The organism is Stenotrophomonas sp. K-6 (assembly GCF_056861555.1).
In genome coordinates, this window is the sequence record NZ_JBSPUC010000002.1 from 298,700 (window position 1) to 319,191 (window position 20,492).

The 20,492-nt window shown below is 66.1% G+C and carries 21 protein-coding genes and 1 other RNA gene; 9 read left to right on the top strand and 13 right to left on the bottom strand.

What is annotated here, in order from left to right; all coding sequences use genetic code 11:
- Window positions 1–19: 19 nt before the first annotated feature.
- The 4 genes from AC13F7_RS06695 (at window position 20) to ssrA (ending at window position 1,822) form a co-directional block, all read left to right on the top strand.
- Window positions 20–445, top strand: coding sequence for a YeeE/YedE family protein (locus AC13F7_RS06695; RefSeq protein WP_482999650.1), 426 nt, complete (start codon window positions 20–22; stop codon window positions 443–445).
- Window positions 442–879: a DUF6691 family protein gene (locus AC13F7_RS06700; RefSeq protein WP_482999651.1), complete on the top strand. Its 438-nt coding sequence runs from the start codon at window positions 442–444 to the stop codon at window positions 877–879. Before AC13F7_RS06695 ends, AC13F7_RS06700 begins: the two co-directional genes overlap by 4 nt.
- Window positions 880–959: 80 nt before the next feature.
- On the top strand, window positions 960–1,313 hold the full coding sequence (locus AC13F7_RS06705; protein WP_482999652.1) for a hypothetical protein: 354 nt from the start codon (window positions 960–962) through the stop codon (window positions 1,311–1,313).
- Window positions 1,314–1,419: 106 nt separating this feature from the next.
- Window positions 1,420–1,822, top strand: a transfer-messenger RNA (tmRNA) gene (gene ssrA, locus AC13F7_RS06710).
- Window positions 1,823–1,911: 89 nt separating this feature from the next.
- Here the strand turns inward: ssrA and AC13F7_RS06715 are convergent.
- The 4 genes from AC13F7_RS06715 to AC13F7_RS06730 all read right to left on the bottom strand — a co-directional run bounded on the left by AC13F7_RS06715 (window position 1,912) and on the right by AC13F7_RS06730 (window position 5,279).
- Entirely contained in the window at window positions 1,912–2,763 is an 852-nt protein-coding gene (locus AC13F7_RS06715; protein ID WP_482999653.1) for an alpha/beta hydrolase, read from the bottom strand.
- Between the two features lie 88 nt (window positions 2,764–2,851).
- Window positions 2,852–3,163 carry a hypothetical protein gene (locus AC13F7_RS06720; protein ID WP_482999654.1) on the bottom strand — a complete coding sequence of 104 codons (312 nt, stop codon included), beginning with the start codon at window positions 3,161–3,163 and terminating at the stop codon, window positions 2,852–2,854.
- Between the two features lie 55 nt (window positions 3,164–3,218).
- Window positions 3,219–3,770 carry a TetR/AcrR family transcriptional regulator gene (locus AC13F7_RS06725; RefSeq protein ID WP_482999655.1) on the bottom strand — a complete coding sequence of 184 codons (552 nt, stop codon included), beginning with the start codon at window positions 3,768–3,770 and terminating at the stop codon, window positions 3,219–3,221.
- A gap of 3 nt (window positions 3,771–3,773) precedes the next feature.
- Window positions 3,774–5,279 (bottom strand): MFS transporter, encoded by a 1,506-nt coding sequence (locus AC13F7_RS06730; protein WP_482999656.1) that lies wholly within the window; start codon window positions 5,277–5,279, stop codon window positions 3,774–3,776.
- Between the two features lie 284 nt (window positions 5,280–5,563).
- Between AC13F7_RS06730 and AC13F7_RS06735 the strand changes: the two genes are divergently transcribed.
- Window positions 5,564–5,767, top strand: coding sequence for a hypothetical protein (locus tag AC13F7_RS06735; protein WP_482999657.1), 204 nt, complete (start codon window positions 5,564–5,566; stop codon window positions 5,765–5,767).
- Between the two features lie 4 nt (window positions 5,768–5,771).
- Here the strand turns inward: AC13F7_RS06735 and AC13F7_RS06740 are convergent, their stop codons facing one another.
- Complete coding sequence (locus AC13F7_RS06740) at window positions 5,772–6,107, bottom strand: hypothetical protein (RefSeq protein WP_482999658.1); 336 nt, start codon at window positions 6,105–6,107, stop codon at window positions 5,772–5,774.
- 305 nt (window positions 6,108–6,412) lie between these two features.
- On the opposite strand from AC13F7_RS06740, the gene AC13F7_RS06745 reads away from it, so the two are divergent.
- The 3 genes from AC13F7_RS06745 (at window position 6,413) to AC13F7_RS06755 (ending at window position 8,518) form a co-directional block, all read left to right on the top strand.
- Window positions 6,413–6,823: a g-type lysozyme inhibitor gene (locus tag AC13F7_RS06745; RefSeq protein ID WP_482999659.1), complete on the top strand. Its 411-nt coding sequence runs from the start codon at window positions 6,413–6,415 to the stop codon at window positions 6,821–6,823.
- Between the two features lie 55 nt (window positions 6,824–6,878).
- Complete coding sequence (locus AC13F7_RS06750) at window positions 6,879–7,547, top strand: hypothetical protein (protein ID WP_482999660.1); 669 nt, start codon at window positions 6,879–6,881, stop codon at window positions 7,545–7,547.
- A gap of 98 nt (window positions 7,548–7,645) precedes the next feature.
- Complete coding sequence (locus tag AC13F7_RS06755; RefSeq protein WP_482999661.1) at window positions 7,646–8,518, top strand: endonuclease/exonuclease/phosphatase family protein; 873 nt, start codon at window positions 7,646–7,648, stop codon at window positions 8,516–8,518.
- An 81-nt stretch (window positions 8,519–8,599) separates the two neighbouring features.
- On the opposite strand, the gene AC13F7_RS06760 is transcribed toward AC13F7_RS06755, so the two are convergent.
- The 6 genes from AC13F7_RS06760 to AC13F7_RS06785 form a co-directional block, all read right to left on the bottom strand.
- Window positions 8,600–8,872 (bottom strand): hypothetical protein, encoded by a 273-nt coding sequence (locus tag AC13F7_RS06760; protein ID WP_481468009.1) that lies wholly within the window; start codon window positions 8,870–8,872, stop codon window positions 8,600–8,602.
- A 159-nt stretch (window positions 8,873–9,031) separates the two neighbouring features.
- Window positions 9,032–10,462, bottom strand: coding sequence for an efflux transporter outer membrane subunit (locus AC13F7_RS06765; RefSeq protein ID WP_481468010.1), 1,431 nt, complete (start codon window positions 10,460–10,462; stop codon window positions 9,032–9,034).
- Entirely contained in the window at window positions 10,456–11,193 is a 738-nt protein-coding gene (locus AC13F7_RS06770) for an SDR family oxidoreductase (protein WP_482999662.1), read from the bottom strand. Before AC13F7_RS06770 ends, AC13F7_RS06765 begins: the two co-directional genes overlap by 7 nt.
- 25 nt (window positions 11,194–11,218) lie before the next feature.
- On the bottom strand, window positions 11,219–14,389 hold the full coding sequence (locus tag AC13F7_RS06775) for an efflux RND transporter permease subunit (RefSeq protein WP_482999663.1): 3,171 nt from the start codon (window positions 14,387–14,389) through the stop codon (window positions 11,219–11,221).
- Window positions 14,390–14,495: 106 nt separating this feature from the next.
- Window positions 14,496–15,650, bottom strand: a complete 1,155-nt coding sequence (locus AC13F7_RS06780) for an efflux RND transporter periplasmic adaptor subunit (protein WP_483000104.1) — start codon at window positions 15,648–15,650, stop codon at window positions 14,496–14,498.
- A gap of 156 nt (window positions 15,651–15,806) precedes the next feature.
- Window positions 15,807–16,580: an SDR family NAD(P)-dependent oxidoreductase gene (locus AC13F7_RS06785; protein ID WP_481468014.1), complete on the bottom strand. Its 774-nt coding sequence runs from the start codon at window positions 16,578–16,580 to the stop codon at window positions 15,807–15,809.
- A 366-nt stretch (window positions 16,581–16,946) separates the two neighbouring features.
- Here AC13F7_RS06785 and AC13F7_RS06790 point away from each other — a divergent pair, with 366 nt between their 5' ends.
- Window positions 16,947–17,969 carry a LysR family transcriptional regulator gene (locus tag AC13F7_RS06790; RefSeq protein ID WP_121041912.1) on the top strand — a complete coding sequence of 341 codons (1,023 nt, stop codon included), beginning with the start codon at window positions 16,947–16,949 and terminating at the stop codon, window positions 17,967–17,969.
- A gap of 152 nt (window positions 17,970–18,121) precedes the next feature.
- On the opposite strand, the gene AC13F7_RS06795 is transcribed toward AC13F7_RS06790, so the two are convergent.
- Window positions 18,122–18,817 (bottom strand): YiaD family glycine zipper/OmpA-like lipoprotein, encoded by a 696-nt coding sequence (locus AC13F7_RS06795; RefSeq protein WP_176989714.1) that lies wholly within the window; start codon window positions 18,815–18,817, stop codon window positions 18,122–18,124.
- 151 nt (window positions 18,818–18,968) lie between these two features.
- Entirely contained in the window at window positions 18,969–20,384 is a 1,416-nt protein-coding gene (locus tag AC13F7_RS06800) for a cryptochrome/photolyase family protein (RefSeq protein ID WP_482999664.1), read from the bottom strand.
- Window positions 20,385–20,492: the final 108 nt, after the last annotated feature.

Sequence of the window (20,492 nt, forward strand, 5' to 3'; positions counted from 1 at the left end):
CCACCGCGGGCTATCAGCCATGACGCCTTACTGGGCGACCTCTTTGGCTGGCGGGGTGTTGATCGGCCTCGCGGCCACCGCACTGCTCTGGCTCAACGGCCGCGTCGCCGGCATCAGTGGCATCACCGCCGGCGCCCTGTTTCCGCAGCGTGGCGAGCCCGCGTGGCGCTATGCGTTTCTGCTCGGTCTGATCACCGCCGGTGCACTCGCACTGCACTGGCTGCCCGCATCCGCGCCCTCGCGTATCGGCTTTCCGCCCATCCTGCTGGTCGTGGGCGGGCTGCTGGTGGGCGTCGGCACCCGGCTGGGTGGCGGCTGCACCAGCGGCCATGGCGTCTGCGGGCTGGGCCGGCTCTCATTGCGCTCGCTGGTCGCCGTGGGGGTGTTCATGAGCACCGCGATACTGACCACCTTCATCGTCCGCCATCTCGCGGGTACCGCATGAGCCGACAGATCCTCGCCGCGCTCGGTGCGGGCGCCCTGTTCGGTCTCGGGCTTGCGGTCTCGGGCATGACCGATCCGCTGCGCATCCTCGGCTTCCTGGATGTCACCGGGGCTTTCGACCCGTCCCTGCTGTTCGTGCTCGGCGGCGCCGTCGCGACCACGGGGCTGCTGTTCCGTTTCGTGCTGCGAACACCGCGGCCGCGCCTGGCAGATCGCTTCCATCTCAGCAACAGCCAACGGATCGACACGCGTCTGCTCGGCGGCGCAGCGTTGTTCGGCATCGGCTGGGGTCTGGCCGGCTACTGCCCCGGGCCCGCGCTGGTCGGTGCCGGCTACGCCGCCAACGAAGCGCTGTGGTTCGTGCCGTCGATGCTGGTCGGCATCGCAGTGCACCGAGGGTGGGAGCGCCGGGCTGAGGGGGCATCGACCAGCTGACAGGGGCCAGACAACGATCTTTCCCCGCCAACCCCGCACAGCTGTCAGAATCCCCGCATTGATACGGAAAGGATCCGCGCGTGACTCTTGAAACTACCCCGGCACCCGCACAGGCGGCGGACGAACTGACCACCCTGCGCGCCGACGTGGCGGCGCTGGAGTTCATCTTTGACGAACTCGCCCGCGCCATGGACCCGGCCGCGCTGCTCAAGGTGCTGACCTACCTGATCCGCAACGCCAAGCGCGCGGCCTCGGAGGCCCAGAGCTACGACACCCTGGAACATCGCCGCCTGGTGGCCCAGGTGGAATCGCTGATGGCCCGGGTTGAGCCGCAGGCCAAGAAGCAGGCGATGACCGTGCGCAACGAGCACAATCGTCTGAAAAAGGAAAAGGCCCGCCACAAGGCCGACAGCCGCCGCCAGCTGCAGAAGTAAGCGCGGACCGGCAAGGTGACTGTTCAGCTAATTTGGAGTAGCATCCAACCCGTCAAGTAGGAGTCCGGTGCTGTTTTCCGGATGAAGTGCGGTTCTTGAAGAAACCGGGGGTGCATTGGTTTCGACGGGGGTTGTGAAGTTACTTGGTGCATGCCGAGGGGGCAGCTTTCCTCGTTAATCCAGCAGCAAACTTTTAGTTGCCAACGACGACAACTACGGTTCGAACGACTTCGCAATCGCTGCCTAAAAACAGCTTTAGCGTTTAGTTCTACAGCCGCCTTAGGCGAACCCCCGAACCTACTTGTGCCCGTGCTCGTAGATGTAGGGTCATTATCACGGAACCGGTTGTGATGGCTGCCTGTCAGTCACGACTTAACTAAAGCAGGCTGGTCCTGGGGTGCGCTTTGCACACCGTGCTGCCACAGGATGAGATTCAACGGTGAGCTAAGCATGTAGTACCGGGGATGGAGTGCCTTCGGACGGCGGTTCAATTCCGCCCACCTCCACCATTAGACGGTCCCACAAGGACCACAGAAAGCCGGAACCTCCCGTCAAACAAGGGGTTCCGGCTTTTTTGTTGTCTGTCGTCAGGCCCTGCTCATGGCGAAGCAGGCGCCGGCACCGGAAACATCGCGCGCAACGCCTGCAGGGCCGCCGGGTGATAGATCGTGGCATGGGTCTCCTCCGGCATCGGCTGGTACCTCACCAGCAGCGAGGGCGATGCCTGCTGCAGCAGCGTTGAGAACTGCAGCGTGGTGGCCGCCAACTGCAGTTGACCGCTGCTGGCCAGGAAAACCCGTGGTTGCATGTGGCGGGCGACCACCAGCTGTTTCGGTGCGTCGGCCAGCAATTGCCCCCGGTTCCACCACAGACTGGGGTCGAGCGCGATGTAACTGGTGAACAGCCCGGGGTCCTGCAGCAGCGTTTCGACAACGAACAGGCCCGCCAACGATTCTCCGATCAACGCACGCTCGTTGGTGGTCGCATAGCGCTTGCGCACCTCCGGCATCAGCTCATCGCGCAGGAACGCCCGGTACGCCGCCGACCCACCGATGCGTGGTGCGATCTTCCGATCCTCTGGATCATTGCTGGGGCCGGTCATATCGCGGCGACGCTCGGTGTTTTCGATGCCGACCAGCAGGAAGGGACGTATGCTGCCGTTGCCGGACAACACCTGCAACAGCCCCGCCACGTGCAGGAAATCCTCGTCGATGCCGCCGTCGGGCATGTACAGCACCGGTAGCGGCGCGGCCGGGTCCAGCCCCCATGGCCGTGGGCGGTACACGTTGATCCGGCGGGTCTCCCCCAGCACCGTCGACTGCACGGTGAATGTTTCGCCAATGACCAGCGGTGAACTGGGTGCGGACGGCATGGACGGCGCCAGCTCGGAAGCCAGCGAGGGTGCGACAGACGTAGCAAGCAACAACAGGGGCAGCACGAACATGCGCATGACACGATCCATCACTGTGTATCAGCGAGCATAGCCGCCGGAGTACCGCAATCGGAAATGCCGGATTGGCAGATGGAACGGCAGCCCCTCACGGCAACGTAAACTTCCGCGCCATCCGCAACGGCCACACCGAAGTGAACTGCGCACCGCCCGCCAGCCGGTACGCCGCAGACACGCTGTGCAGCACGCCCATCGCTTCCAGCACATCCTTGGTCTTGCGGAACGTCGGGCGCGGATCTGCGGTGAACATGAAAAGGTTGATCTCTTTCGCGCTGACGTCGTAGCCGTCCAGCGTGGCAGCCTTGCCGAGCGCGGTGGTCAGCTCGGCCTCCAGGGTGGCCAGAAAGGCCTCGTCGTCCAGCGACTTTCGCCAGAACTTGATCACAAGCTGGTAATCCATCAGGCGTTCCCGTCGTTCAAGAAGTGAACCGCCAAGGGTACCCGCATGGCAGGCATCACGCTGTCTTTGAGGCGGCGGCAATCATCTGCGCCAGCCGGTCGGCGATGGCCTGCCGCACCTCCGGCGCCAGCCGCGAGCGCGACAGCGCTTCAAACACCCACATGCCGTCGGCGGCGAGCTTGGCGATGAACAGGTCCAGCGAGGCCGGGTCGCTCAGGTCCTGCGGCGTAGGCGGCGACCAACGCTCCACCACCGCGGTCCACGGCTGCACGTTCTCGTCGGTGGCGGCCGCGTCGAACATCAGCTGCAGTTCGGCTCGGGTGGCCGTCTGTGCGCAGGTGAGCGCGTAGGCCTGGTAGCGCTCGGGGGGCTCTGCCGCGCCGGCAGGTTTGCCCGCCGCATCGATCATGCTCGCCTCCCACACGCCGGCCAGGTGCTGGTGGATGCCCTGCAGCAGCGCATCGCGCGAGGGAAAGTGATACAGCAGCCCGCCCCGGGCGATGCCGGATTCGGTGGCGACCGCTTCAAAAGTCAGTGCGGTGATGCCGTCGCGTTCGATCACGCGGACGGCGGCATCCAGGATGTTGGTTCGGTTGCTCGGGCGCATGGGTCAGTGGGCGTGGGAGACAGTGGTGGCCGTGCCGGGGCCATGGCGGCGCAGCAGCACGCCGGTGGTGACGGTGCCGACCAGCAGCACGCCGGCAATCACATACAGTACCCAAACGTAGCTGGCGTCGTACGCGGTGCTGGCCGCCGCCAGCCACCCGGCGTCGCCGCCCGGTTGTGCGGCCAGTGCAAGCGCCTGCTGGATGCTCTGGCCCGCACCGGCGTCCACGCCGTCCGGCAGCGTCACGGTGGCCGAGTAAAGCGCGGCGATCAGGCTGCCCAGCAGGGAGACCGCGAACAGGCTGCCGAACTCATAGGACACCTCCTCCACCGAGGAGGCCATGCCAGCGCGGTGCGGAGGCACGTTGCCGATGATCGCGGTGGAGGCCACGGAGATGGTGGCGCCCATGCCCAGCCCGGTCAGCAGCAGCCCGCCAAGGGTCCAGCCAAGGTGGCCGCCGAAGGTCGCCGCGACCAGCACCACACCGGCGGTGCCCACGCCCAGCCCGCCGGTGATCAGCGGCAACAGCCCGACGCGGTGCAGGAACATGCCGCCAAAAATGGCGCTGGGCAGGCACCCGATCGCCACCAAGGACACCAGCAGGCCAGCCTGCAACGGGGTGTAGTCGGCGACCAGCTGGAAGCGCTGGGTGGTCAGCAATTGCAGGCCGGCGATGGCGAACATCGCAAACGCCGCGGACAGCACGCCGGCCAGGAACGGCGCATTGCGGAAGATGGCCACGTCGAGCATCGGATACGGCAGGCGGCGCTGGCGACGCAGGAACAGCACCAGACCGACAACGAAGATCAGCGCGGCCCCGCCGGCCAGCGGCCAGTTCGGCGGTGCATGCGCGACCTCCTTGATCGCGACGACCAGCCCGGACAAGGCGATCAAGCTGAGCAGCGAGGAGATCAGATCCCACGGTTTGCTCGCATCGGGCGTGCCGTGCGGCGCGAACAGCACCGCGCCGACCATGGCCAGCAGCACGATCGGCACATTGATCAGAAACACCGCGCCCCACCAGAAGTGCGCCAGCAGCACGCCGCCGACGATCGGGCCGATGGCGCTGCCGATGATGGAGATACAGCCCCACACCGCGATCGCCAGATTGCGCTCGCGCTCGTCTTCGAAGGTCAGGCTGATCAGCGCCAGGGTGGCGGGCATCATCGCCGCCGCGCCAACGGCCAACAGCGCGCGGGCGGCGATCAGCGGATTGGCATCCGGCGCGAACGCGGCCAGCAGCGAGGCGATGCCGAAGATCGCCAGGCCGATCAGGAACATGCGGCGGTGCCCCAGCCGGTCGCCCAAGGTGCCCGCACCGAGCAGCAGGCCGGCCATCACCAGCGGATAGGCGTTGATGATCCACAGGCCCTGCAGCGGGGTTGCGCCCAGCTCTTTGGTCAGGGTGGGCAAAGCGGTATAGAGCACCGAGTTGTCAAGGGTGATCAACAACAGGCCGGCGGCAACGGTGAGCAGCAGGCTCCAACGCTGGGTCTTGGTGGGGGTCATGTCGGATCGGAGGGGGCGATGGGATCGTAACTATACAGACTATCCTGTTTAGTTTTAACGACGGAAAGCTGGCCGTGTTCAGCCTGTAGCGGGGTGTCTGATGCGCACGACACACCGCGCCGTGGCCGGTGCGCCCGCCCAACGACGTTTACATCATTGCAGGGGCTCACCCGGGTAGGCAGGCGCCTTCCCGATAGGGACTGTGTCGGGGGAATGCTATGGACGGACAGAAAGAGGCTTTTCGGTTGGCGCATGCCGAGCTGGCGCGGTGCTGGGCAGACGGTATGTCAGCAGCGGAGCGCTGGGCGGTGTACGACGGCATCCATGATCGGCTCGTCGCGCAATGGCCCGGTGATGCGAATCGCATTGTCGGCATGATGGTGATGTGGGTGACCGAGATCCGCGGTACATGCCCTGCCCCGTACCGCGTGGCGGACCCGGGCCTGAGTGACACCACGCTGCTGCGCGCGTGTCGTATCGATTCCTGAGCCGCTACGAGGCGGTGGGCTGGAACGGATCGGTATGGCCGGCCACTTCCATGTTGATCGCGTTGATCAGTGCGGAGATCGCGGTCGCCAGGCGGCGGCTGTCTGCGATGGAGCCGAAGAACAGAATGGAAGCGCCCTCCAGTTCCACACCGGCGAGGCCGAGTTCACCCTTCAGCGCGGCGACGCGCTCGTCGAACAGTTTCAACCAGCGGGCATCGGGGGCGACATCGAGCATCGCCACGATTGCTTCATCGGCACCGTGATCAACACTGGTCTGCAGTGTGGGGACATCGAATCCCAGCAATCGGGGCACACTGCTGTCCGGTACGGGAATGCTCATGGGCGCATGGTAGCCGGTAACCGGGGGCGGTGCGTTTTGATGTTCAGGCTGCGCCTTTGGTGGTGTGGGCCCGTGCAACGCGAAAGGTCAGACCAGCGCGGCCGGGCCACGGTGCGTACAGATCCGTCCTACGCTTCTTTGTCGCTCTCCTGACCCGAGCGCTGGCCCTGCTGATCCTGGTCCTGGTCCTGCCGCTGGTGCTGCTTCTGCACCTCGCGGTGGCGCGTGAATCTCGACAGCGTCTTGATGCTGGCCGGATCATGCTCGCGCTGACAGGCCCACGTCCGGGCTCACGAGGAAACGCCATGCTGCCGCTCCGCTCGATGTTGCTGACCTCCCTCCTTGCGCTCACACCGATGCTGGCCAGCGCGGCGGACAAGGCCACCACGACCCCTGTGCACTTCACCAAGGGCGCCAGCAGCGCCACGTTGCGGGGCACGCTATCCGGCTATGAGACGGTTCGATACACGGTTGCCGCGCGTGCGGGCCAGACCATGGCGGTGACGATCGACGGCAGCCCGAATGCCAACTTCAATGTCTTCGCGCCCGGCGTGGTGCCCGGTGAGGGCCAGGCGCTGGGCAGCAATGATGAAAAGCGCCGCTGGAGCGGGACCCTGCCGAACACCGGCACCTACGTGGTGCAGGTCTACCAGATGCGGGCACAGGCACGCCGTAACGAGACCGCACCGCACAGCGTGACGGTGGCCATCCGCTGAGTCCTGCACCGGGTATCCTCGGCATCGTCGGCTGCCTCCTTCGCAAGGACCCGGGATGGACTTCCTCAAACTGCTGCGGTCGCTGGAAGAGTTCCTCTACGAACTGTGTACCTGGTTTCTGTTCTTCCCGCGGACGCTGTACCGCGTGATCGTCCATCCGCGGCGGATGGCCCAGTACGTCAACACTGAACTGACGCAGAAGCTGGACCGCCAGTTCGACGATGCGATCAGCCCGCCGATGTTCCTGATGCTGGCGGTGCTGGTCGCGCACGGGGTGGAGCTGATGCTGCACCAGCAGGTGGTTGGAACCGGGGCGCTGTCGCGCTCGGTCTTCGGCAATGAAGAGAGCCTGCTGCTGTATCGCTCGATCACCTTCGCGATCTGGCCGCTGGTGACCACCACCCACCTGCTGCGACGCAAGCACGTGCCGATGACCCGCGAGTCGCTGCGCCGTCCGTTTTTCATGCAGTGCTACCTGACCGCTCCGTTCGCGGTAGCCCTGTCCACCAGCATGGTGTTCGTGCGGCTGCCGGGCCAGCTGTCGACCACGCTGGGCATCGCGGTCGGTGTACTCGCCGCGCTGTGGTATGCGGTGGTCCAGGCCGGGTGGCTGAAGGTCGCCCTGCAGCGCTCGTGGCTCAACACGATCCTCTCGACCCTGTGGGTACTGGTACTCGGCGCTGCGCTCAACATGACGATCGGCGTGATCCTGCTGTCGAGCTGAGGGCGCCACTGCCGATCAACCGCCATGTCCCGCATATCCTTTCCCTGCCCTTCCGTGCGACCCTTTGGGAACGTTTTCATGGAATGGAGGGATTCCACATGCTGTCTCGTTTCCACCGGCCCGCGCTGCTGGCCCTGATGATGCTCGCCGCCCCGCTGGGCAGCGCCTGGGCGCAGGCACCGGATGCGTTGAAGGTGATGTCGTTCAACGTACGCACACCGGCCGACACCGATCCGGGCAAGCGCTGGGAAGACCGCCGCGATGCGATGGTCACGCTGATCCGCGAGCAGAAGCCCGAGGTCATCGGCACCCAGGAACTGGTCAAGAAACAGGGCGACTATCTGGTCTCGCACCTGCCCGGCTATACCCTGTTCGGCAGGGACCGGCGCGGCGGCAGTGGCGATGAACACATGGGCGTGCTGTACGACAACACGCGCCTGAAGGTGATCGAGTCAGGCGACTTCTGGCTGTCCGATACGCCGGACGTGCCGGGCAGCATCACCTGGGGCAACCTGTTCCCGCGCATGGTGACCTGGGCGCTGTTCCAGCGTCAGGCCGACGGCCAGCGTTTCTATCTGTTCAATACCCACCTGCCCTACCGCGATGAGGATGAGCCCCGCCGCGTGCTCGGCGCGAAGCTGATCGTCTCGCGGTTGGCCGCACTGCCCAAGGACATCCCGGTGGTGGTCACCGGCGATTTCAACAGTGAGCCCGGCAGTGACACCTACAAGGCATTCACCCCTGCGTTGGGCGATGCTCGCAAACTCGCCGGCAAGGTCGACGGCCCGCGCCTGACCTTCCATGATTTCACCGGCAAGCCCACGGTGGAGCTGGACTGGATCCTGGTACGCGGCTTCAGCGTGGACAGCTTCAGCACGCTGGACCAAAAGCCCGGTGGCGTATTGCCGTCGGATCATTACCCGGTGCAGGCGGAACTCCGGTTCCCCGCGGGCACGACGACGGACAAGTAAGGAAACGCGCGATGGGCGGTCACAGCACCGTCCATCGGCTTCAGCATGGCTGCCCGGCGGCCATGCGCGTCCATCACCGCATCACGGCTGCCGCTCATCGATCTGCTGCAGCAACCGATACAGTGCCTGATGCTGCTCACGTGCCTGGCAGATCCGCGCGCCGATGGCGATGAACACACCGGTGGCGATCAGGCCGATCTCGAACAGACCTTCGGTCAGGCAACAGAATCCCGTGACCACCGCAAGGATCGCCACCACGAGCAGCGCGATCACGCCACGGGAAAGCCCCGCGCCGGATGCAGGTCCCGGGTCGTGCAGATGCAGGCGGACAGGACGCCACGGATTGGGTTGCATGCGGGCCACTCCAGAAAACGACCCACGCTTTTAGCACCGTGCGCAGACACCGTGCAGAGGCAAAGCCGTCAACCGCGGGGCACTGTGCAGCGGATGTGACGGCTGTTGCCTTTCTTGCTGTCGGGACGGCGCCCTCGCCGCCCCTGACCCACGCGCCGGTCAGCGTTGCGTGACCGCCACCGGGGTGTTGGCCGCATCCTGCTGCTGGCCCCAACCACCCAAGGCCTTGTACACCCCCACCACACTGACGTTGACCGTGGATTCGGCCTCGGCCAGTGCATCATCCGCCGCGAGCTGCGTCCGCTGGGCATCCAACAGCGTCAGGAAATCCTCCGAACCCTCGCGGAAGCGGATCTGCGCCAGCTCCTCGGCGCGCCCTGCGGCCTGGGCCTGCTCGGCGACGATCGCCAGGCGGGCCTGCTGCTTGGCGTAACGCGTCAGTGCGTTCTCGGTGTCCTCCAGCGCCAGCAGCACGGCCTTTTCGTACTCGGCCGCAGCGCCGTCAGCCTGCGCCTTGCTCGCGCGCAGTCGGGCTTTCACGGTGCCGAAATCGAACGCGGCCCAGCTGATCGACGGGGTTACCGACCATGCCTTGTTGCTGCCGTTGACCAGGCCACTGGCATCACCGGACAGGAAGCCGACGAAACCGCTCAGGCTGATCCGCGGGAACAGATCGGCCGTGGCCACGCCGACGCGCGCGGTTGCCGCTGCCAACCGACGCTCGGCCACGCGCACATCGGCGCGCTGACGCAGCAGATCGGTGGTGTCACCCAGTGGCAAGGCCTTGGCGTACGGCCGCATCTCGCGTGGCTGCAGCAGGCTGTCCAATGCGTCCGGGCGCTGGCCCAGCAGCACCGCCAGGCGATGGCGCGACTGCACTTCGGCCACTTCCAGCAGCGGGATGTCGGCCTCGATCGCCTTCAGCCGCGCACGGCTGCTCTGCACATCCAGTTCGCTGCCGGCACCCAGTTCCCACCGGGTTTCGGTGAGCTTCTGGGTGTCGCGCAGGTTGACCAGGGTGCGTTTGGCCACCGCGATGCGCTTCTGGGTACCGCGCAGCTCGAAGTAGTTGCGGGCCACTTCGGCGGCGACGGTGACCTGGGCATCGGCAAGATTGTCCTGCTCGGCCCCCAGGTCCGCGCGCGCCGCTTCGGCGGCACGGCGCTGGCGACCGAACAGATCCAGCTCCCAGCCGGCATCGAAGCCCAGCTGGTAACTCTCGCTGAAGACACGCTCGCCGCCGACAGTGGCATCGGGCTGCTTGCGACGGTCGTAACTGCCGCCGCTGGTGACGTGCGGCAACTGGTCCAGGCGCTGCTCGACAAACACCGCGCGGGCCTCACGCACACGCGACATCGCGATGCGCAGGTCCAGGTTGGTGCCCAGTGCTTCATGCACCAGCTGCTCCAGCACCGGATCGTCGAACTGGGCCCACCAGCTCGCCACCGGCGAGGTGGTGGTGAACACCGGCGCGGCGGCGCCCTGCAGGGTCACCGGCTCGGCCGGCGGCGCCTGGTAGTTGGGGCCGACGCTGACGCAGCCGGCCAGCAGGGCGCTGGTCACGGCCGCGGTCAACAGGCGGATCACCATGGCAGCACCTCGCCGAGGTAGGTGAAGCTGCCGTTCGGACCATCGGCATCGATCAGTGCCATGCCGACGCTCGAACGCGCGCCTTCGCTGATCTCGATCTCACCCTCGCCACCGTTCATGTCGGTTTTGACGTAGCCCGGGTGCACGGTATTGACCTTGGTGGTGCCCTCGCGCAGCTCATAGGCCAGTTGCACGGTCCAAGCGTTCACCGCGCTCTTGGAGGCGTTGTAGGCCGGCACCGCAAAGCCATAGATCGGCGAGCCCGGCTGGCTGTGCAGGGTCAGCGAGCCCAGGATGCTGGACACGTTGACGATGCGGCCAGCCGGCGAGGCGTTGAGCAACGGCAGGAACGCCTGGGTGACAGCGATCACCGCGAACACGTTGGTGTCGAAGGTATCGCGCCAGGTCTGCAGGGTCTGCGCCGAGGGGGCCAGCTTGATGTCGTCGAGCAGGATGCCGGCGTTGTTGACCAGGATGTCCAGACGGCCATGACGCTCGGTCACGGTCTGCACGGCGGCGGCGATGCTGGCGGCATCACCGACGTCGAGCTGGATCGCTTCCACCGGCAGGCCCTCGGCCTGCAGCTTCAGCGCCTCGGCCACGGCGACGTCGCGCTTGCGCCCGGCCAGCAGCGTGTGCACGCCGGCCTGGGCCAGCTGACGGACGGTTTCCAGGCCGATGCCGCGGGTGGCACCGGTGACCAGGGCGATCTTTTGGGTAGCGGTATTCATTGGAAGAACCTCGCGGAAGAAGGAATCAGTGGTGGATGGTCGGGTCGCCGTGGGTCACCAGCTGCCCGCCGCCATTACGGCTGACGAACTTGCGCAGGGCCACGTAGAACACCGGGGTCAGGAACAGGCCGAACAGGGTGACGCCCAGCATGCCGGCGAACACCGTGATACCGGTCACCGAGCGGACTTCCGCACCGGCGCCATGCGAGATCACCAGCGGGATGGTGCCGGCGATGAACGCGATGGAGGTCATCACGATCGGGCGCAGACGCAGGCGGCACGCTTCCAGTGCAGCCTCCACGATGCCCTTGCCGCCCATTTCAAGTTCGCGGGCGAACTCCACGATCAGGATGGCGTTCTTGCATGCCAGGCCCATCAGCACCACCAGGCCGACCTGCACGAACACGTTGTTGTCGCCACCGGTCATCCATACGCCGAACAACGCCGACAGCAGGGTCATGGGGACAATCAGGATCACCGCCAGCGGCAGCGACCAGCTCTCGTACAGTGCGGCCAGTACCAGAAACGCCAGCAGGATCGCCACCGGGAAGACGATGAAGGCGGCCTTGCCCTGGGTGGCCTGCTGGTAGCTCAGGTCGGTCCACTCGGTCTGCATGCCCACCGGCAGCACCTGCCCGGCAATCTCGGTCAGCTTGGCCATGGCCTCGGCCGAGGACAGCATGCGCGGGTCGGCTTCGCCGGCCAGATCCGCTGCCGGGTAACCATTGAAGCGCAGAACCGGGTCAGGACCGTAGGTTTCCTTCACGGTCACCATCGAGCCGATCGGCACCATCTCGCCACGGTTGTTGCGGGTGCGCAGGCGACCGATGTCTTCCACGCTGTCACGGAACTGGCCGTCGGCCTGGGCAATCACCTGCCAGGTACGACCGAACTGGTTGAAGTCATTTACGTACGACGAGCCCAGGTAGGTCTGCAGGGTGTCGAACAACTCGGTCAGTTCCACGCCCTGGGCCTTGGCCTTGACGCGGTCCACTTCGGCATCCAGCTGCGGCACGTTGGCCTGGTAACTGGTGATCGGGAACGCCATGCCCGGCGTCTGCGCGACGGCACCCTGCATCGTGCTCACCGCGGTCTGCAGTGCCCCGTAACCGAGGTTGCCACGGTCTTGGATGAACATCTGATAGCCGTTGCCGTTGCCCAGGCCGAGGATCGGCGGCGGCATCATGGAGAACGCGAAGCCCTCCTGCAGCCCGGCGATCTTGGCGTTGATCTCGGCATTGATCTGCGCGGCGGTCCGCCCCTTGCGCTCACTGAACGGCTTGAGCGGAACGAACGCCACACCGGTGTTGGGCGTGTTGGTGAACTGCAGCGCGTTCAGACCCGGGAACTGGATCGTGTGCGCCACGCCATCGGTATTGCGCGCGATCTCGGCGACCTTGGCCAGCATGGCGTCGGTCCGTGCGATCGAGGAGCCTTCCGGCAGCTTCACACCCGCGATCAGGTACAGCTTGTCCTGGGTCGGGATGAAGCCGGCCGGCACCGCCTTGAACATCAGGCCAGTGGCCAGCAGCAGGCCGGCGTAGACCACGAACACCAGGCCACGACGGCCCAGCAGGCGGCCGACCGTACCGTGGTACTTGTCCGAGCTGGTCTTGAAGAAGCGGTTGAACGGACGGAAGATCCAGCCGAACAGACGATCGATCAGGCGGGTCAGGCCATCTTTCGGCGCGCCGTGCGGCTTGAGCAGACGCGCGGCCAGCGCCGGAGACAGCGTCAGCGAGTTGATCGCCGAGATCACGGTCGAGATGGCGATGGTGACGGCGAACTGCTTGTAGAACGCACCGGTCACGCCCGACAGGAACGCCATCGGCACGAACACGGCACACAGCACCAGCGCGATCGCCACGATCGGGCCAGACACTTCACGCATCGCCTGGTGGGCCGCGGCCAGCGGGGTCAGGCCTTGTTCGATGTTTCGCTCGACGTTCTCCACCACCACGATCGCATCATCGACCACGATGCCGATCGCCAGCACCAGCCCGAACAGGGTCAGCGTGTTGATCGAGAAGCCCAGCACATACAGCGCCGCGAACGTACCCACGATGGACACCGGCACGGCGATCAACGGAATGATCGAGGCACGCCAGGTCTGCAGGAACAGGATCACCACCAGCACCACCAGCGCGATCGCCTCCAGCAACGTGGAGACCACGGCCTTGACCGAGTCGCGCACGAAGATGGTGGTGTCATACACCGCTTCGTACTTCACGCCGGCCGGAAACTGCTTGGTCAGCTCATCCATGGTGTGGATGACCGAGTCGCGGATTTCCAGCGCGTTCGCGCCCGGCGCCTGGAAGATACCGATACCGACCGCGTTCTTGCCGTCCAGCTGCGAGCGCAGCGTGTAGTCGCCGGCGCCCAGTTCCAGGCGGGCGACATCGGACAGGCGCACTACTTCACCGTCGTCACCGGCCTTGAGCACGATGTCGCGGAATTCCTGCTCGCTGCGCAGGCGACCCTGGGCGTTGATCAGGGTCAGGAAGTCGCTGCTCGGCATCGGTTCTGCGCCGAGCTGGCCGGCCGAGACCTGCACGTTCTGCTCGCGCATCGCACGCACCACGTCGCTGGCGGTCAGGCCGCGCGCAGCAACCTTGTCCGGGTCCAGCCACGCACGCATGGCGTAGTCACCGCCACCGAACATCTGCGCATCACCGACGCCCTGCAGGCGTGCCAGGGCATCCTTGACGTGCAGGCGGGCGTAGTTGCGCAGGTACAGCGAGTCGTACTTGCCGTCCGGCGAGGTCAGGTGGACCACCATCAGGAAGGTCGGCGACTGCTTCTGGGTGGAGACACCCTGGCGGCGCACGTCTTCAGGCAGGCGCGCCTGCGCCTGGGCCACACGGTTCTGCACCTTGACGGCGGCTTCGTCCGGGTCCGTGCCCGGGCGGAAGGTCACGGTCATCTGCAGCACGCCGTCGGAGCCGGCGACGGACTTGATGTACATCATGTCCTCCACGCCGTTGATCGCTTCTTCCAGTGGCGTAGCCACGGTTTCAGCAATCACCTTGGGGTTGGCGCCCGGGTACACCGTGCGCACCACCACCGAGGGCGGCACTACTTCGGGGTACTCGCTGATCGGCAGCATGGGAATCGCGATCAGGCCGGCGGCGAAGATCACGATCGACAGCACCGCCGCGAAGATTGGCCTGTCAATGAAAAAACGGGAAAAGTCCATGGGTGGATTCCTGGGTGTTCGCCGACACCGGCGTGCAGGCCCCCTGCCGCTGTCGCGGGCGACAGCGGAGACGGGCAGCCCCGCACGGGGCATCAGCGAGGGAAGATCAGTTCAGAGCGGCGGTGGCTTTCGGGGCGACGGTGCCACCGGCCGGCTGCATCGCCACCGCCTTGGCCTGGACCGGCATGCCGGGCATGAAGACTTTCTGCACGCCGTCGATGATCACGCGGTCACCGGCCTTCAGGCCCTGCTCGACGATGCGCAGGCCGTCGGCCGTACGGCCGAGTTCGATATCGCGGCGCTGTGCCTTGTTGTCCTTGTCGACCACGTAGACGAACTTGCGGTCCTGGTCGGTCAGCACGGCCTTGTCATCGATCAGCATGGCCTGGAACTGGCCGCTGCCGAGCAGCTGCACGCGGGCGAACAGGCCCGGGGTGAAGGCGCGGTCGGCATTGTCCAGCAGCGCGCGGACCCGGATGGTGCCGGTGCTGCGGGTGACCTGGTTGTCCAGGAAGTCGACCTTGCCTTCGTGCGGGTAGCCTTCCTCACCGGACAGGCCGACCTTCACCGGCAGCTCGCTGTCGCGCTCACTCGGGCGTTCACCCTTGCGCGCCATCTGGGCGTAGCGCAGGAAGGTGCCTTCATCGGCATCGAAGTACACATGCACCTTGTCCAGCGAGACCAGCGTGGTCAGCACGCTGGCACTGTCGCCGGCGGTGACCAAGTTGCCGGCGGTCACCATCGCGCGACCGGCGCGGCCGTTGATCGGTGCGCGCACCTGGGTGAACTCCATGTTCAAGCGCGCCGCATCGACCGCCGCCTGCGCGGCCTGTACCTGCGCCTGGGCCTGCTCGGAGACGGCACGGCGCTGTTCCCAGGTTTCGGTGGAGATCGCCTGCTGGTCGGACAGGCGGCGGGCACGGTCGGCTTCGCTGCGGCTCACCTGGGCCTGGGTGCGCGCGCGGTTGAGCTCGGCGGTAGCGCGGTCGAGTTCGGCGCGGTAGCTGCGGGCGTCGATGGTGAACAGCACATCACCCTTCCTGACCTCCTGGCCTTCGACATAGTTGACCTTGTCGATGTAGCCGGAGACACGCGGGCGCAGTTCAACACTTTCGACCGCTTCGACGCGGCCGCTGAAGTCGTCCCACTGGCTGACCTGCTTGACCAGGACCGGGGCGGCACTGACCGAGGGCGGCGGGGGCATGCCGGCTTCTTCAGCATGGCTGCCGCTGCAGGCGGTCAGCACCGCGGCGGCAAGCATCGACACGCCGGCCAGGGCCAGCCGTCGGGTGAAACGGTGCGGGGTGGAAGAGGAAGAAGTCATGACATGCATCCGTACGTAGGGGTGGTGATACAGGGAAATCGAAGAGACGGGGCGACGTGGGGGCGTAGCCTGGGACCTGAACCTAGGTGAAGGTCAAGCGGTGCCGGCGGTGTTGCGCGAGATCGGAGGAGGCCAATCCAGATGCAGCAGACCGCGCGGCAGTTCGGCATCGCGCGTGTCGCAGCGGACGATGGCGCGGTTGTCCGTGCAGCTGTCGAGCAGGGAGACCACGCGGCGACCAACCAGCAGTGCGCTCGGCCACTCGATGCAGGCATTGGCCGCGTTGGCCGGGGTACAGACCGGGTTGCACACTTCCAGCATCTGCGCGCGCACGCCCAAGGCCTGTGCCTCCTGGTGCAGTACCTGCGCGTACATGCGCGTGGTGGACATGGTGATGGACGACTCACCGTGCCCGGCCCACGGCTTGAAGCCGGCCGGGCCGCCGACGAGCACATAGCGTCGCGTCTGCGCGCCACCACGCAGCAGCGGCAGCAGATGCCGACCGGCGTGCACATGCGGCATCACGTCGGCCTGCAGCGCCTGCAGCAACGCGTCGCCGCTGCGGTCGGTCACCCGCCCGCGGTGATAGGGGCCGCCCATGGCATCGACCACCGCCGCCAACGTGCGGCGGCGTCCGCCCAGACGCTCGGCCACGGTGCGCGCAGAGCCGTCGTCGCCCAACGAGCCGAGCAGCACCTCCAGGCCCGGCTCGTCGGCGAACTGCTCCTGCAGCGCCGCCAGCCGGGCGGGATCGCGGCCAACCACCAGGACCGGGCTGCCGGCCTCCAGCAGCGCAGCCACGATGCCCTGGCCCACGCTGCCGGTGCCACCGAGCACCAGCACCTCGGGGGCCAATGTCCCATTCATGGGACTTTCACTCCCGTCGCCGGGATAATCCCAATTCGGCCCAGTCGGTCACCGCCACGGGCGCCAAGGCGAATGCTGCCACCACGCTGCATGTTGGCAGGCGGGGTGAATTCCCGGAAAGCCTTGCGGGACGGGGAACCCAAGCGGGGTTCCACGGTCAGCGCGAGGTCCAGCGGGGCGTTTGGGCCGCTACGCAGGCGGCCAAGAATGTTCCGCAACCACATGGTTGTCGTCCTTCATATCTGGAATGGCGCCAGATTAGTCCTCAAACTCCCCCTTGATTAGTCCGGATTTAGGGGAATAATCATCCCGTGCCCGGCACAATCATTTGCGGCACTCTCTCCTCCCCCGACCTTGGATCCCGTCATGGCCCACGATCTCAACGACACGCTGATCTTCGTCAAAGTGGTCGAGCAAGGCAGTTTCATCGCCGCCGCCACTGCTCTGGGGCTGCCCAAGACGACGGTCAGCCGCAAAGTGCAGGAACTGGAAACGCGCCTCGGCGCGCGCCTGCTGCACCGGACCACCCGCCGCCTCGGCCTTACCGAAGCCGGTTCGGTCTATCACGAGCACTGCCAGCGCATCGCACGCGAACTGGAAGAAGCCGAAGGCGCAGTCAACCAGCTGCAGTCGGGCCCGCGCGGCTGGCTGCGCTTCACCGTGCCCTACTCGATCGGCATCACCTGGATCGCGCCGCTGCTCGGCCAGTTCCATGCGCAGTACCCGGAAATCCAGCTGGACATGCACCTGGGCAACGAGAAGCTCGACCTGATCGCCGGTGAAGCGGATCTGGCGTTGCGCGTGGGCACCCTGCCCGACTCCAACCTGGTCGCGCGCAAGCTCGGCAGCCTGCGCACCCAGGTGTTCGCCAGCCCGGCCTACATCGAACGCTACGGCGAGCCGCTGCATCCGGATGAGCTGCAGTTCCACCGCATCCTGGCCATGCGCAAGGCACGCAACCTCAACAACAACCGCTTCTTCTGGCAGCTGGGCGAGAACGGTGGCGAGCTGCTCGATTTCCCGGTGAATCCGCTGCTGGTGGCCAATGATCCGTCCGCATTGAACGGTGCATTGGTGTGCGGCGAAGGGTTGTTGTTGACCGGTGACGTGATGGCAAAGCCGTTCGTCGAATCGGGCATGGTGCGCCGTGTGCTGGCTGGCTGGACCGGGCCGGAAGTGGACTTCAACGCGGTGTTCGCCGGCGGCCGGCTGGTCTCGCCGAAGGTGCGCGCCTTCGTTGATTTCCTGGTCGAAAAGATGAACTTCGACGCCAACTACATGCTGGCCCAGTGCCCGGCCGCGAAGCTGGCCAAGCAGCAGCAGACCCAGGTTGAAACGGAGCTGCAGGCGGCCGGGAAGCGGATTCTGGAGACGGTGACGGCGGGGTAATGCTGCTTCATCAGCGCAGTGCCGTATGAACGACAACGCCGCCCTCGGGCGGCCACCGGCCGGTACCTACAAAAAATGCCGCCTGTAAGGGCGGCATTTTCGTGTTGCGAACCTGGGCTCGCAACACGCAATAACAGCGCGCTGGCGCGCCGTTATTGCTGCAGAGGAATCACACGGATCTCAACGCGGCGGTTCTGCGCGCGGCCGGCATCGGTGTTGTTGTCGGCAATCGGGTAGGCCTTACCGGCACCCAGGGTTTCAATGCGGGCGCGCTGCACACCCTGGCCGGCCAGGTAGGCGGCGACGGAGTCGGCGCGTTCCTTGGACAGGCGGTTGTTGACCGCGTCGCTGCCGATGCTGTCGGTATGACCGACCACTTCGATCATGGTCTGGTTGTACTCGGCCAGCGTGCTCGCCACGCCGTTGAGCGAACCGTAGAACTGCGGCTTCAGCGTGGACTTGCCGAAATCGAAGGTGATGCCGTCCGGCAGGTTCAGCACCAGGTTGTCGCCATTGCGGGAGACGTCGATACCGGTGTTGGCGGTACGCTCGCGCAGGGCGCGTTCCTGACGGTCCTGGTACTGGCCGACGGCCGCGCCGCTGAGTGCACCGATACCGGCACCGATCATGGCGTGCTGGCGGCGCTCGGTGGCGCTGTTGCCGCTGAGCAGGCCTGCAGCGACGCCGACGGCGGTACCGATCAGGGCATTGCGGCCGGTGCGGTTCTGCTGTTCGACGGGGTTGCCGTACTGGTCACTCTGGACGTATGAGCCGCCGGTGGCGCAGGCCGTCAGGGCGGCAGCGGTCATCAGGGCCAGGGCCACGTTGCGGGTTGCGGGTCGAATCATGAGGTTTCTCCTTGGTTACCGGACGCCGCCGGCGTGCGGGGCGTGAAGAGCATAAACAGCCCAACGCGATGCCGGCATGATGAATGTCACGCCCGGCAGCCCCCTGTTCAGGTAACCGGTTACGTCAGAAGGCGCTGATCCGGGATGGCCGTCACGCCGTGCCGGTATGCCGATACGCTGCCAATGCGGCATCGCGACCCTCGCTCAGATCCACCAGTGGCAATGCCGGGTAGCCCGGCGCGAGCCCGGCCAGCAGCTGCGGCGATTGCCACGGTGCGAAGCGTGCCTTCACCGGTAGTGCTGCCAGTTCCGGCACCCAGCGCGTGATGTAGCGCGCCTGCGGATCGAACTTCTGCGACTGCGTCACCGGATTGAAAATCCGGAAGTAAGGCGCCGCGTCGGCCCCCGTGCCGGCAACCCACTGCCAGCCCATGGTGTTATTGGCCAGATCCGCGTCGACCAGGGTGTCCCAGAACCAGCGCGCACCCTCGCGCCAATGCTGGCGCATGTGCTTGCACAGGTAGCTGGCGACAATCATGCGCACGCGGTTGTGCATGTAGCCGGTGGCCCACAGCTCACGCATCCCCGCATCGACGATCGGGATGCCGGTACGGCCCTGCTGCCACGCACGTAGCGCGTCGGCATCGGGCTTGGCCCAGTCGAACTGATCGAAGCGCGGGTTGAGGTTGTGATCCGGGGTCTGCGGGAAGTGATGCAGCAGGTGGTAGGAGAACTCGCGCCAGCCCAGCTCGCGGATGTAGCCGTCGATATCGGCATCGCGACTGGCGCTGCGTTCGCCCTGCAGACGACGCGCGATCTGCCACGGCGCGATCTCGCCGAAATGCAGGTGCGGTGACAGCAGCGAGGTGCCGACCCGGTCCGGCAGATCACGCTGCTCGCGATACCCGTTGAGGGCACCGTCGATGAAGACGCCCAGCGCCTCGTGTGCGCCCGCCTCGCCCGGTTGCCAATGCTCCCAGAACTGCCGATCCCACGGAATCGAGGGCGCCAGGCCGAGCGTGTCGAGGTTCTCGCCGCGGGCGCTGTGCGCGGGCAGCCGATCCGGCAATCGGGTCGGGGCCGGCAACTGCAGACGGGTCAGCGCATTGCGCCAGAACGGGGTGAACACCTTGTACGGGCCGCCCTGCTGGGTCGCCACATCCCACGGCTCGAACATCAGGCTGCCGTTGTGGCTTTCGGCGTCGATACCCTGCTCGCGCAGTTCCCGCTTGATCGTCGCATCGCGTGGCTGCGTGGCCGGCTCGTACTTGCGGTTCCAGTACACCGCGACCGCACCGGTCTGCTCGATCAGCTGCTGCAGCTGCGCCTGGCTGTCGCCCTGGCGGAGCACCAGCGAGGAGCCGCGCGCGCGGAGGTCGGCGTCCAGCGCGGTGAGTGAGCGATGCAGCCACGTATCCGATGCAGCGCCCGGGGCCCAGTCGCCCTCCTCCTGCGGCGCATGGATGTAGACCGGCACCGGCACGTGGCCTGCGTCCAAGGCGGCCTGCAGGGCCGGGTTGTCCTGCAACCGCAGATCACGACGAAACCACACCAGCGCTACCGACACGAGACTACCCCGGAAGATTCTTGAGGGAATGATAGCCAGTCCAGGTGAAGGGGAGGCAGCGATCGCGCGTGAATGGCCCGCACTGTTCCACATCGCCGCGCTTGACCT